We start from the raw sequence: 13,837 nt of genomic DNA, 5'->3' as shown, positions 1-13,837 counted from the left end.
TGATGAATACGTTCACTTTTAGCCAAGCCACCGGCGTGGCGGCCGCCGTGCAGGACAATGCTGCGCACGACGGCGCGGCCTACCTCGGCGGCGGCACCAACCTGATTGACCTGATGAAGGAAAACGTGGCCCGCCCCACGCACCTTATCGGCCTCAAAAAGCTAGGCCTCGACGCCATCGAAAACCTGCCCGACGGCGGCTTGCGCCTCGGCGCCCTCGCCACCAACGCCGACACCGCCTACCACCCCGAGGTGGAGAAGCGTTACCCGTTGCTGAACCAGGCTATTCTAGCCGGGGCCAGCCCGCAGCTACGCAACATGGCCACCGACGGCGGCAACCTCATGCAGCGCACCCGCTGCTACTATTTCTACGACCTGGCCACTCCCTGCAACAAGCGCGAGCCCGGCTCGGGCTGCTCGGCCATTGGCGGCTACACCCGTGTGCACGCCATTCTGGGGGCTAGCGAGCATTGCATTGCCACCCATCCCTCCGATATGTGTGTGGCCCTGGCAGCCCTCGACACCACAGTGCGCGTGAGCGGGCCCAACGGCGAGCGCACCATCAAGTTTGAGGATTTCCACCGCCTGCCCGGCGACCAGCCCGAGCGCGACAATACCCTGGAGCCCGGCGAACTCATCACCGGCCTCGACCTGCCCGCCAAAGGCTTTGAGAAAAACTTCAGCTACCTGAAGCTGCGCGACCGCACAAGCTATGCCTTCGCGCTGGTGAGCGTGGCGGCGGCTCTGGAGCTGGACGGCAACACCATCAAAGACGCCCGCCTGGCGCTGGGAGGCGTGGCCCACAAGCCCTGGCGCGATAAGGAAGCCGAGGCCCTGCTCATCGGCCAGCCCGCCACGGCCGACACCTTCCGCGCCGCCGCGGCCAAGGTGCTGACCGGTGCCAAAGGCCAGGGCACCAACAACTTCAAGATTGAGCTGGCCAAGCGCGCCATCGTGCGCGCCCTCAAGCAAGCCACCGAAATGAATCAGGCCCTCGACGCCAACGCCTTCCAAAACTCCAACCCATGAGCCACTCCACCGACTACATCGGCAAGCCCACCAACCGCGTCGATGGCCCGGCGAAAGTGGCCGGCACCGCCAAGTACGCTGCCGAATTTAACGTGCCCAACCTGCTCTACGGCTACGTGGTGAGCAGCCCGATTGCCAAAGGCAAAATCACGAAAATCGACGCCGCGCCGGTGCTGGCGCTGCCGGGCGTGCAGCAGGTTTTCTCGCACGAGAACGTGCCCTCACTGGCCTGGCTCGACCGCAGCTACAAGGACGACGTGGCCCCCGGCGGCTCGCCCTTCCGCCCGCTGCACGACGCCGAAATCAAGTTCAGTCAGCAGCCCGTGGCCCTGGTAGTGGCCGATACGTTTGAGCTGGCCCGTTATGCCGCCTCTATCCTGCACATTGAGTACGAGGAAGAAGCCCACGAAACCGAGCTGGTGAAGCACATCGACGAGGCCTACGAGCCCGGGCGTGGCAAAACCGGCTACAAGCCACCCAAGTCGCGCGGCAACTTCGGCAAGGGCTGGAAGCAGGGCGTGGCGCATATGGAGGCGCAGTACTCGCACCACGCCCAGCACCACAACCCCATGGAGATGTTTGCCAGCACCGTGGAGTGGCTGGGCGATAAGAAGCTGAACATCTACGACAAAACCCAGGGCGCCTTCAACAGCCAGCAGTACGTGATGAAGGTGTTTGGGCTGAGCAAGGACCAAGCGCGCGTGGTGTCGAAGTACACCGGCGGCGGTTTCGGCTCGGGGCTGCGGCCGCAATACCAGTTGTTTCTGGCGGTGCTGGCGTCGCTGGAGCTGCAACGCTCGGTGCGCGTGTCGCTCACCCGCCAGCAGATGTTCAGCTTCGGCCACCGGCCCGAAACCTTGCAGCACGTGGCCCTGGCCACCGCCGAAGACGGTTCGCTCACCGGCATCAACCACTTCGCCGTGGCCGAAACCTCGCAGTTTGAGGACTTCACCGAAAACGTGGTGGGCTGGAGCGGCACGCTCTACGACTGCAAAAACGTAAGCCTGGGCTACCGCCTCAGCAAGCTTGACGTGTACACGCCGCTCGACATGCGCGCGCCGGGCGCGGCCTCGGGCTCCATCGCCCTGGAAATTGCGATGGACGAAATGGCTTACGCCGCCGGGCTCGACCCGCTCGAATTTCGAATTCGCAACTACTCCGATTTCGACCAGGCTCAGGACCTCCCCTACTCAAGCAAGGCCCTGCGCAAGTGCTACGCCGAGGGCGCGGCCAAATTCGGCTGGGACCGGCGCACGGCCACGCCCGGCTCCATGCGCGACGGCAAATTGCTGGTGGGCTGGGGCATGGGCGGCGGCATCTGGGATGCCTCCAAGCAGCCTGCCGTGGCCAAAGCCAGCCTCGACGCCGACGGCCACCTCACCGTGAGCAGCGGCACCAACGACATTGGCACCGGCACCTATACCATCATGACGCAGATTGCGGCCCAAAGCATGGGCCTGCCCCTCGACGCCGTCACCTTCGTGCTGGGCGACACCGAGCTGCCCGAGGCCCCCGTGCAGGGCGGCTCCTGGACGGCGGCGTCCATCGGCAACTCGGTGGTGGAGGCCTGCACCAAGCTGGGCGAAGCCCTGCTGAAACAGGCCCAGAAAATGGACCACCCGGCCTTCAAGGATGCCAAAATCGACGACGTGGAATTTGCCAATGGCCAGCTGCGCCTGCGCGCCGACGCCACCCAAGCTGTGGTGCTGCGCGACCTCGTGCAAGCCAGCGGCGAGCCCAAAATGGAAGCCGAAAACTCCACGACGCTCGCCAAGCTGGAGCTGCTGAAGCCGCCCACGCACTCCATGCACGCCCACAACGCCGTGTTTGTGGAAGTGAAGGTGGACCCCGAGCTGATGACCGTGCACGTCACCCGCGTGGTGAACGCCGTGGCCGCTGGCCGCATCCTCAACCCCAAAACGGCCCGCAGCCAGGTCATGGGCTCCGTGGTGTGGGGCATCAGCTCGGCCCTGATGGAAGAGTCGGTGATGGACCACCGCTTCGGCCGGTACATGAACCACAACTACGCCGAATACCACGTGCCCGTGAACGCCGATATCCACGACATCGATGTGATTTTCGTGAGCGAGGAAGACGACAAGGTGAACCCGCTCGGCGTGAAAGGCATCGGCGAAGTGGGCCTGCTGGGCGTGGCCGCCGCCGTGACCAACGCCATCTACCACGCTACCGGCCAGCGCGTGCGCGACCTACCCGTAACGATTGACAAGCTATTGTAGCGGCTAGCGCTGCCGACGTGACACGAAACGCCCCGCAACTGGTTGGTTGCGGGGCGTTTTTGCGCTTGCGATTTTGACTAGTTGATAATTTTCGCGTTCGGATTCGCTCTCATTGTCGCCAGCCTTTCGTGCCACTGCTGAAGCTCTTCCGGTGTCAGTCTCACCCATTCCGTTAATTCACCCACAATTTTCAAGGGTGCCTGGCTGCGGTATGAACGAGTTGGGTTGCCAGGAAATTTCTTATCCGTCACGTTCGGGTCATTTTCAAAGCTTCCCGTCGGCTCAACGATATAAACCCGGTCAATTCCTTCACCCTTAGCCAGGGCCGCAGCGAGGCCGGCGCCATTTGGTAGGGCGGTGAAATAGATATGATTCATCACGACTTCGGGGTGATAATTCGAGTTGAACCCGGCGGTTAGCAACTCACCAATCGGCAAAGCAGCTTTCGTCCCATGGTAAAAGGGGCCGTTGTCGAGCACAGCAGATTCGCCAGATTCGATGTTTTCGTTTTCCATTCTTTTAACGCTGTTCGTGAAAATATTGCCTCTCGTAAAAGTCGTCAGCAAAGTGTAGAGACGCATATTTACGTCTTGTCGTTGAACGGTTTAGGTCGAATGGTACTGTCGGCAAGTGGATGGTCCCGACGACGAGACGCAAATATGCGTCTCTACATAACCAGGTGCACTTACTAAATAGGCTAAAAGTCAACTTCTATCGCCACCGCACCTTCTCCCCTGCCTTGCCCGCCCGCAACCGTTCAGGCACGCTCGCCAGAATTAGCTCGCGCAAGGCCGTGAGCAGGGCCGTTCGCACGAAGCTGTGGTGCACCACCAAGCTCACTTCGCGCACCGGGGCGGGGGCCACGAAGCGCTTGAGCAAGGGGTTGGTATCTACCTCGTCGAGCACGGCCAGCTCGGGCACCAGCGTATAGCCATCCTGGTGCCGCACCAATTCTTTCAGCGTTTCGATGGAGCCGCTTTCGTAGGCCACGGCCCCGGGGGCGGTGCTACGCCCGCACAGGTTCAGCACCTGGTTGCGGAAGCAGTGGCCTTCCTGCATCAGCCAGAGGCCGGCGCTGGGCAGGTCGGCCGGGCGAATAGCGTCGAGGGCGGCCAGCATGTGGTTTTCGGAGGCCAGTACCAGGAACGGCTCATCCAGCAGGGGCAGTTCGTGCAGCAGCGGGTCGTCGAGCGGCGTCACCAGCAGGCCCACGTCGAGCCGGTAATCCTTAAGGCGCCGCATAATTTCCTCCGAGCGCAACTCTTCGATGTGTACGCGCAGCTGCGGGTAGGCCGTGGTGAGGCCCACCAAGAAGCGCGGCACGAGGTACGGGGCCAGCGTGGAAATAACGCCCAGGCGCAGCTCGCCCACCACTTCGCCTTTGGCCGCCTGCACCACTTCGCGCAGCTGCTGGGCCTCGCGCAGCACGCGCCGAGCCTGAGCAATTACCTGGGCCCCCACGGCCGTGGGCTCGATGCGGCGCTGGGTGCGGTCGAACAGTAGCACGCCCAGTTCCTCTTCCAGCTTTTGCACCTGCACGCTGAGGGCGGGTTGGCTCACGCAGCTTTTTTCGGCAGCGAGGCCGAATTGGCGGTGAGTATCCAGCGCTACCAGGTAGCCAAGTTGTTGAAGCGTCATAGCAGAACCGCAGCGAGTATAGGTTTTGCTTATAAAGTTATAAATAAAATCGATTTTGATTATGCAAACAGCCGGATTAGCTTTGTGCAAAGCTGGTGTTCGCGGCTCTGATTCCGCCTCTGCAACTGCTTTCCAACGCAAATTCGCAAACTTTTTTACCTCGTCAGTCCTTTACAGGGCCGACTCCAACAACACTTCCAACATGAGCGCCAACTTGCACGACCTTCCCCCGGAAAACTCCATCCTCCACGACCTCAACGCGGATGCTTCGCAGTGCCCGTTCCTGAACGGCGAGGTGAAACAGACCGCCGGTGGCGGCCGTACTAACCGTGAATGGTGGCCCAACTTGCTCAAGCTGAGCATTCTGCGCCAGCACTCGACCCTGACCGACCCCATGGACCCGGGCTTCGACTACGCCGAGGAGTTCAAGAAGCTGGACCTGAACGCCGTGAAGCAGGACCTGTTTGCTCTGATGACCGACTCGCAGGACTGGTGGCCGGCCGACTATGGCCACTACGGCCCCTTCTTCATTCGGATGGCCTGGCACTCGGCCGGCACCTACCGCATTGCCGACGGCCGCGGCGGCGCGGGCGCTGGCATGCAGCGCTTCGCCCCCCTCAACAGCTGGCCCGACAACGCCAACCTCGACAAAGCTCGCCTGCTGCTGTGGCCCATCAAGCAGAAATACGGCAAGCAGATTTCCTGGGCCGACCTCATGATTCTGGCCGGTAACTGCGCTCTGGAGTCGATGGGCCTGAAGCCGTTCGGCTTCGCCGGCGGCCGCGCCGATGTGTGGGAGCCGCAGGAAGAAGTGTACTGGGGTCCCGAAACCGAGTGGCTCGGTGACAAGCGCTACCAGGGCGACCGGCAGCTCGAAAACCCGCTGGCCGCCGTGCAGATGGGCCTCATCTACGTGAACCCCGAAGGCCCGGACGGTGAGCCCATCCCCGAGCGTTCGGCCCGCGACATCCGCGAAACCTTCGGCCGCATGGCCATGAACGACGAGGAAACCGTGGCTCTGATTGCCGGTGGCCACACCTTTGGCAAAACCCACGGCGCGGCCGACCCGGCCAAGTTTGTGGCCCGCGAGCCTGCCGGTGCCCCTATTGAGGAACTGGGCCAGGGCTGGCGCAACAGCTTCGGCAAAGGCCACTCGGAGCACACCATCACCAGCGGCCTTGAGGGCGCCTGGACGAGCACGCCCGCGCAGTGGGGCAACGGCTACTTCAACAACCTGTTCGGCTACGAGTGGGAGCTGACCAAGAGCCCCGCCGGCGCCCACCAGTGGCGCCCCGTGAACGGCGGCGGCGCGGGCACCATCCCCGATGCCCACGACCCGGCCGTGACCCACGCGCCCTTCATGCTGACCTCGGACATTGCCCTGCGCGTAGACCCAATTTACGAGAAGATTTCGCGCCGCTTCCATGAAAACCCCGATGAGTTTGCCGATGCCTTCGCCCGCGCTTGGTTTAAGCTGACGCACCGCGACATGGGCCCGAAAGAGCGGTATCTCGGTCCCGAAGTGCCCACCGAGGAGCTGCTCTGGCAAGACCCCATCCCGGCCGTCACCTACCAAACCATTGACGACCAGGACGTGGCCGCGCTGAAAGGCAAAATCGCCGATTCCGGCCTCACCGTGCAGCAATTGGTGTCCACGGCCTGGGCTTCGGCCTCCACCTACCGCGGCTCCGATAAGCGCGGCGGCACCAACGGCGGCCGCCTGCGCCTTGCCCCGCAGCGCTACTGGGAAGTGAATAACCCCGCCCAGCTCTCCACCGTGCTCAACAAGCTCGGCGGCATTCAGCAGGAATTCAACGCGGCCCAGACCAGCGGCAAGCAGGTTTCGATGGCCGACCTCATCGTGCTGGCTGGCGTGGTGGGCATCGAGCAGGCCGCGAAAGCAGCCGGCCACGTCGTAACGGTACCCTTCACTCCCGGCCGCGCCGATGCCTCGCAGGAGCAAACCGACGTGCAGTCGTTCCAGGCCCTGGAGCCGGTGGCCGATGGCTTCCGCAACTACCTGCGGCCGCAGCCCCGCGCCGCCGCCGAGGAGCTGCTGATTGACAAAGCCCAGCTGCTGACCCTGACCGCCCCCGAGCTGACGGTGCTCTTTGGCGGCCTGCGCGCCATCAACATCAACTTCGATGGCTCGAACAACGGCGTGTTCACCGACCGCCCCGGCGCGCTCACCAACGATTATTTCGTGAACCTGCTCGACCTGAACACCACCTGGGCCAGCACCTCGGATGCACAAAACTCTTTCCAGGGCCGCGACCGCAAAACCAATTCCTTGAAGTGGACTGGCACCCGAGTAGACCTGATTTTCGGCTCGAACTCTGAGCTGCGCGCGCTAGTGGAGGTGTACGCCTTCGCAGATGCTCAGGAGAAGTTCGTGAAGGACTTCGTGGCCGTGTGGGCCAAGCTCATGAACCTCGGCCGCTTCGACCTGGCCTAGGCGTAATGCCGCCGCCAGTACTACCGCCCCACTAGGCGCGGCGGCAGCTGAAGCCTCAACAGAAACGCCCCGCAACGGATTCGTTGCGGGGCGTTTTGCTTTCCATAAGTTGGCAAAATGTGCTTAACAGGCGCTTATGCATTGGGCCTTCAAAATGAAGTAAGCCAATCTGGGTCCGTTGTTATCGCAAATGAAAAATAAAAAAACGTCTTCATAAACCTTCATTTTCGCTTCATGCCGCCGGGGGGAAGTTTGTAGAGTCAATCAACTACACCGGCCGCGCGGCCTTGTCCTTCCCACCCTACTAGGCGCGCTTTTTGGCTTGGTTTGGCTCCGGCAGGGTTGCCGGGGGTCATGGGCGCTCTGCTGTTTGGGCGGCGCTTTTCGCGAAGTATGTCTAATTCCACCCCGGCTTTTCCGGTCCTGCCCCACCTGTCTGCAGCGCCCAGCGTCGCGGGCTTTCCCAGTTTCATTGCGGGCTTGGCTTGAGAGCGCAACACACTGCTGCACTGTTTTTTATGCAATACCCCCCGCTTGTCACGTTACCCCAGGTTCTTATGAAAAGAGTATTCATGCTGCTAAGTTGCGGCGTTTTGTGCTACGCCACCGGCTGCAAGGAAGAGAAAAAGCAAGTAGAAGAGCAGATTAGGTTCGTGGCTACCAGCCCTTTGCAAAAGGATACCACCATCACGAAGGAGTACGTGGCCCAGATTCACTCCTACCAGCGTATCGAGCTGCGGGCGCTGGAAAAGGGCTACCTGGAGAAGATTTTCGTGGATGAAGGCCAGCGCGTGGCCCAGGGCCAGACCATGTTCCAGATTAAGCCCACCGTGTACCAAGCCGAGTTGAAGAAGTCGCAAGCCGAGGCCCACTTCGTGCAGATGGAATACCAGAACACGAAGAACCTGGCTGACAAGAACATTGTGTCGAAGAGCGAGCTGGCACTGGCCCAGGCCAAGTACGACAAGGCCAACGCCGACGTGTCGATGGCCCAGGCCCACCTGCAGTTCACCACGGTGAAGGCCCCGTTCAGTGGCATTATGGACCACTTCCAGGCCCGGCTGGGCAGCCTCGTGGATGAAGGCGACCTGCTGACCACCCTCTCGGACAACAGCAAAATGTGGGTGTATTACAACGTGCCCGAAGCTGAATACCTGTCTTACAAGGCCCACGCGAAAACCAACGACAAGGCCGCGCACGTGAAGCTGCGCATGGCCAACAACGAGATATTTGACCAGACCGGCGTGGTGCAAACCATTGAGGCCGACTTTAATAACGAAACCGGCAACATCGCCTTCCGCGCCACCTTCCCCAACCCCGATGGGCTGCTGCGCAACGGCGAAACCGGCAGTGTGCTGATGACCGTGCCGCTGAAAGGCGCCGTTATCATTCCGCAGAAAGCCACGTTCGAAATCCTCGAAAAGAAGTACGTTTTCGTGGTTGATAAGAACAACGTGGTGCACCAGCGCGAAGTGAAAATCGCCTCCGAAATGCCAGACCTCTACATCATCGGCTCCGGCATCACCACCAACGACCGCATCCTCCTGGAAGGCCTGCGCAAGGTGAAAGACGGCGACAAGGTGGCTTACGATTACAAGGCGCCGCAGGGGGTTATCACGAATTTGAAGGTGACAGCTGAGTAAGCGCTTTGACGCTGAATCAGAACGTCATGCCGAGCGCAGCCGAGGCATCTGCGTGCCGAAGTAATCAATGCCGCTACAACGAAGAGAGCGAGATGCCTCGGCTGCGCTCGGCATGACGGCCCTTATCGCTCAATCGGCCTTCCAATAATATCCACACAGCCAGAAGAATATGTTTAGTAAATTCATTCGCAGGCCCGTATTTGCCATTGTTATTTCGGTGTCCATCCTGCTCATGGGCGGGCTGGCCATCATGCAGCTGCCTACGTCGCAGTTTCCGGAGATTTCGCCGCCCCTCGTGATGGTGAGCGCCTCCTACCCCGGCGCTAGCGCCAAGGTGTTGACCGAGTCGGTACTGATTCCGCTGGAACAGGCCGTGAACGGGGTGCCGGGCATGAAGTACATGACCTCCGACGCCGTATCGGCTGGTGAGGCCAACATTCAGATTGTGTTTAACCTGGGCACCAACCCCGACCAAGCGGTGGTGAACGTGAACACCCGCATTGCACAGGTGCTCAACCGCTTGCCGCTGATTGTGCAGCGCGAGGGCGTGATTGTGAACCGGGTGGTGCCTAACATGCTGATGTACGTGAACTTGTACTCGAAAGACAAGAACACGGACATGAAGTACCTGTTCAACTTCGCCGGCGTGAACATGATACCCGAGCTGCAGCGCCTCGGCGGCATTGGCCGGGCCAGCATCCTGGGTAGCCGGCAGTACGCCATGCGCGTGTGGCTGAAGCCGGACCGCATGCGTGCCTACAACATCTCGGTGGACGACGTAATGAAGGCGCTCGACGAGCAGAGCGTGATTGGCTCGCCGGGTCGTATCGGCCGCGCCGATGGCAAGAATGCACAGTCGCTGGAATACGTGCTGAGCTACCAGGGTCGCTTCAACGACGTGGAGCAGTATAAGAACGTGATTCTGCGGGCTAACGCCAACGGCGAAAGCCTGCACCTGAAGGACGTGGCCAACGTGGAGTTGGGCTCGGAATACTACGACATCTACTCCAACCTGAACCAGTACCCTTCGGCCGCTATCGTGCTGAAGCAGACCTACGGCTCGAACGCTTCGGATGTAATTAAGGAGGTGAAGGCCAAGCTGGAAGAGCTGAAGAAAACCAGCTTCCCGCCCGGCATGGACTACAAAATCACCTATGACGTGTCGAACTTCCTCGACGCCTCGATTGAGAACGTGATTCACACCCTGCGCGATGCCTTTATTCTGGTGGCGCTGGTGGTGTTCATCTTCCTCGGCGACTGGCGCTCGACGCTGATTCCGGCGCTGGCCGTGCCGGTGTCGCTGGTGGGCTCGTTCATTGCGATGCAGGCGTTCGGCCTCACCATCAACATGATTACGCTGTTTGCGCTGGTGCTGTCGATTGGTATTGTGGTCGATAACGCCATTGTGGTGATTGAGGCGGTGCACGCCAAGATGGACGAGCAGCATCTATCACCCTATAATGCTGTGAGACAGGTGGTGGGCGAAATCAGCGGTGCCATTATTGGTATCACCATCATGATGACGGCCGTGTTCATTCCGGTGTCGTTCATGAGCGGCCCGGTGGGCATTTTTTACCGCCAGTTCTCCATTACCATGGCCACGGCCATCGTGATTTCGGGCCTCGTGGCTCTGACATTGACGCCGGTGCTTTGCGCCATGATTCTGAAAAACCACCACGGCGAGCCCAAGAAGAAAACGCCCTTGCAGCGCTTCTTTGACTGGTTCAACCGTGGCTTTGAGAAGCTGACGAATGCTTATGTGGGCCTGCTGCAGCGCATCGTGGCCAACCGCATTGTGACTTTCGTGATGCTGGTGGCCTTCGGGCTGGGCATCTGGGCTATTTCGGCAGGTCTGCCGGCCGGCTTTATTCCGAGCGAGGACCAGGGCCTGATTTACGCCATTGTGCAGACGCCGCCCGGCACCACGCTTGAGCAAACCAACGCCGTGTCGAAACGCCTGCGCGACCTGGCCAAGGACGTGCCCGGCATCGCCAACATCTCGACGCTGGCCGGTTACGAAGTACTCACCGAAGGCCGCGGCTCAAACGCCGGTACTTGCTTGATTGACTTGAAGCCGTGGTCGGAGCGCAAGGAATCCATTGCTGAGATTGTAGAACAACTTGAAAAGAAAGCCAAGGAGATTCCCGGCGCGACCATCGAATTCTTCGAGCCGCCGGCAGTACCGGGCTACGGCGCCGCGGGTGGTTTCCAGCTGCAGCTGCTCGACAAAACGAACACCGGCGATTACAAGCAGCTGGAAAAAGTGAACAACGAATTCATCGCCAAGCTGAAAAAGCGCAAGGAGCTGGCGGGCGTGTTCACCTTCTTCTCGGCCAACTACCCGCAGTACGAGCTCAAGATTGACAACGAGCTCGCTATGCAAAAGGGCGTGAGCATCGGCAACGCCATGAACACGCTGAGCATCTTGGTGGGCTCGACCTACGAGCTGGGCTTCATCAAGTACCAGCGCTTCTTCAAGGTGTTTGTGCAGGCCTCGCCGGAGTACCGCAAGCTGCCCGAGGACATCCTGAACATGTGGGCCAAGAACGACAAAGGCGAAATGGTGCCCTTCTCGGCCTTCATGAAAATCGTGAAGACGCAGGGTGCCAACGAAATCAACCGCTACAACATGTACACCACCGGCTCCATCCGGGGCGGCGCCGCACCGGGCTATAGCTCGGGTGAGGCCATCAAGGCAGTACAGGAAGTGGCCGAGAGCCTTCCCCACGGCTTCGGCATCGACTGGGGCGGCCTGTCGAAAGACGAAGTGAGCCGCGGCAACGAGTCGACCGTGATTTTCCTCATCGTACTGGTGTTCGTGTACCTGGTGCTGGCCGCGCAGTACGAAAGCTTCCTGCTGCCGCTGGCCGTGATTCTCTCGCTGGTAGCGGGTGTGTTTGGCTCGTTCCTCTTCATCAAGATGTTCGGCCTGGCCAACGATATCTACGCTCAGGTAGGTCTGGTAATGCTCGTCGGTCTGCTGGGTAAAAACGCAGTACTTATTGTGGAATTCGCGGCCCTGAAACACGAGGAAGGCATGAGCGTCCGCGACGCGGCCATCGAAGGTGCCAAAACCCGATTCCGCCCGATTCTGATGACCTCGTTCGCCTTCATCGCCGGTCTGATTCCGCTGGTGGTGGCTACGGGTGCCGGCGCCATCGGCAACCGCACCATTGGTAGCTCGGCTTTGGGCGGCATGCTGTTCGGTACCGTGTTCGGGGTAATCATCATCCCCGGCCTGTACTACTTCTTCGGCACCCTGGCCGGCAACAGCAAACTGATTAAGGATGAGAACGAAGCCCCCATCCTGGAAGGCGTAGAGCCCCGCGTGAAACTAGAAGAAATGGAGCCTTATGCTTAAGAAACGAATTTATCAAGCCCTCGGCGCGGCCAGTCTGGCCCTCGCCGTAGGTGCCTGCAAAACGCCCGAACTGGTCGTAAAAAATGAAAACCGCAACGTGCCGGGCAGCTATTCTACCGCTGCCCCGGCCACGTCGGCCGGCACGCTCGACAGCGCCAACACCGGCCGCGTGCAGTGGAAGCAATTTTTCACCGACCCCAACCTGCAGGAACTCATTTCAACCGCCCTGCAAAACAACCAGGAGCTGAACATCACGCTCCAGGAAATCGAGATTGCCAAAAACGAAATCCGCGCCCGCCAGGGTGAGTATCTGCCCTTCGTGAGCCTCGGCGCCCGCGCCGATGTGGAGAAAGTGGGCCGCTACACCCTGCAAGGCGCCACCGAGGAGCAGGTTCAGATTCAGGAAGACCGCCGCACGCCCGACCCGCTCACCAACTTCCAGGTTGGCGCCTTTGCCAACTGGGAGGTCGATATCTGGCACAAGCTGCGCAACGCCAAGAAGGCCGCAGCCGTCCGCTACCTGGCCACCGTGGAGGGCAAGAACTTCATGGTGACCAACCTAGTGGCTGAAATCGCCAACTCCTACTACGAGCTGCTGGCCTACGACAACCAGCTGGCCATTGTGAAGCAGAACATCGGCATCCAGAGCAACGCCCTGGAGCTGGTGCGGCAGCAGAAGGAGTCGGCCCGCGCCAACGAGCTGGCCGTGAAGCGCTTCGAGGCTCAGGTAGAACACACCCGTGCCCTGCAATTCAAGCTGCAGCAAAGCATCATCGAAACCGAGAACAAGCTGAACTACTTGGCCGGCCGCTACCCACAGCCGGTGGCGCGCAACACGCAGTCGTTCAACGACCTGCTGCCGGCCACCATTCAGGCCGGTTCGCCCGCGCAGCTGCTGGCCAACCGCCCCGATATCCGGCAGGCCGAGCAGCAGCTCACCGCCGCCAAAATCGACGTGCAGGTAGCCCGCGCTAACTTCTATCCCTCGTTGGGCCTCTCGGGCGGCGTGGGCCTGGCCGCCTTCACGCCCGGCCTGCTGGTGAGCACGCCCCAGTCGATGCTCTACGCACTAGGCGCTGACTTTGCCGGCCCGTTGTTCAACCGCAACGGCATCAAGGCGGCCTACTACACCGCCAATGCTGCGCAAACCCAGGCTGCCTACCAGTACGAAAAGACGGTGCTGAATGCCTACGTGGAGGTGTCGAACCAAGTCGCCAACATAGGCAACCTGGCCAAGAGCTACGACGCGAAAGCCAAAGAAGTGGCCGCCCTCAACCAGTCGGTGGACATCTCCAACAGCCTCTTCCGCTACGCTCGCGCCGAATACACGGAAGTCCTCTTCACCCAGCGCGACGCCTTGGAGTCGAAGTTTGACCTCATCGAAACCCGCATGCAGCAGCTCAACGCCACGGTGAACGTGTACCGCGCCCTGGGCGGCGGCTGGCAATAACCGCGAGTAGCTGAAGCAGCTTAGG

The 13,837-nt window shown here is 60.8% G+C and carries 8 protein-coding genes; 6 read left to right on the top strand and 2 right to left on the bottom strand.

Annotated features, from left to right (window positions below; all coding sequences use genetic code 11):
* Positions 1–2: 2 nt before the first annotated feature.
* Together I7X13_RS01060 and I7X13_RS01055 are read left to right on the top strand one after the other, a co-directional pair.
* Positions 3–1,028 carry an FAD binding domain-containing protein gene (locus I7X13_RS01060; protein WP_198074037.1) on the top strand — a complete coding sequence of 342 codons (1,026 nt, stop codon included), beginning with the start codon at positions 3–5 and terminating at the stop codon, positions 1,026–1,028.
* Positions 1,025–3,265: a xanthine dehydrogenase family protein molybdopterin-binding subunit gene (locus tag I7X13_RS01055; RefSeq protein ID WP_198074036.1), complete on the top strand. Its 2,241-nt coding sequence runs from the start codon at positions 1,025–1,027 to the stop codon at positions 3,263–3,265. The genes I7X13_RS01060 and I7X13_RS01055 overlap by 4 nt, the downstream gene beginning before the upstream one ends.
* A 77-nt stretch (positions 3,266–3,342) precedes the next feature.
* Here the strand turns inward: I7X13_RS01055 and arr are convergent, their stop codons facing one another.
* Both arr and I7X13_RS01045 read right to left on the bottom strand, forming a co-directional pair.
* Positions 3,343–3,780 carry an NAD(+)--rifampin ADP-ribosyltransferase gene (gene arr, locus I7X13_RS01050; RefSeq protein WP_198074564.1) on the bottom strand — a complete coding sequence of 146 codons (438 nt, stop codon included), beginning with the start codon at positions 3,778–3,780 and terminating at the stop codon, positions 3,343–3,345.
* A 196-nt stretch (positions 3,781–3,976) separates the two neighbouring features.
* The gene (locus I7X13_RS01045) at positions 3,977–4,903 is read right to left on the bottom strand and encodes a hydrogen peroxide-inducible genes activator (RefSeq protein ID WP_198070317.1); all 927 of its coding nucleotides are present in this window, start codon (positions 4,901–4,903) and stop codon (positions 3,977–3,979) included.
* Between the two features lie 202 nt (positions 4,904–5,105).
* On the opposite strand from I7X13_RS01045, the gene katG reads away from it, so the two are divergent.
* The 4 genes from katG to I7X13_RS01025 all read left to right on the top strand — a co-directional run bounded on the left by katG (position 5,106) and on the right by I7X13_RS01025 (position 13,812).
* Complete coding sequence (gene katG, locus I7X13_RS01040; RefSeq protein WP_198074035.1) at positions 5,106–7,358, top strand: catalase/peroxidase HPI; 2,253 nt, start codon at positions 5,106–5,108, stop codon at positions 7,356–7,358.
* 557 nt (positions 7,359–7,915) lie between these two features.
* Positions 7,916–9,001, top strand: coding sequence for an efflux RND transporter periplasmic adaptor subunit (locus I7X13_RS01035; RefSeq protein WP_198074034.1), 1,086 nt, complete (start codon positions 7,916–7,918; stop codon positions 8,999–9,001).
* Positions 9,002–9,170: 169 nt separating this feature from the next.
* Positions 9,171–12,362, top strand: coding sequence for an efflux RND transporter permease subunit (locus I7X13_RS01030; RefSeq protein ID WP_198074033.1), 3,192 nt, complete (start codon positions 9,171–9,173; stop codon positions 12,360–12,362).
* On the top strand, positions 12,355–13,812 hold the full coding sequence (locus tag I7X13_RS01025; protein WP_198074032.1) for a TolC family protein: 1,458 nt from the start codon (positions 12,355–12,357) through the stop codon (positions 13,810–13,812). The genes I7X13_RS01030 and I7X13_RS01025 overlap by 8 nt, the downstream gene beginning before the upstream one ends.
* The last annotated feature ends 25 nt before the right edge of the window (positions 13,813–13,837 follow it).

This window comes from Hymenobacter negativus (genome assembly GCF_016056375.1).
Lineage (GTDB): Bacteria > Bacteroidota > Bacteroidia > Cytophagales > Hymenobacteraceae > Hymenobacter > Hymenobacter negativus_A.
Note: the sequence above shows the minus strand (reverse complement) of the source record. Positions and strands in the feature narration are given on the sequence as shown.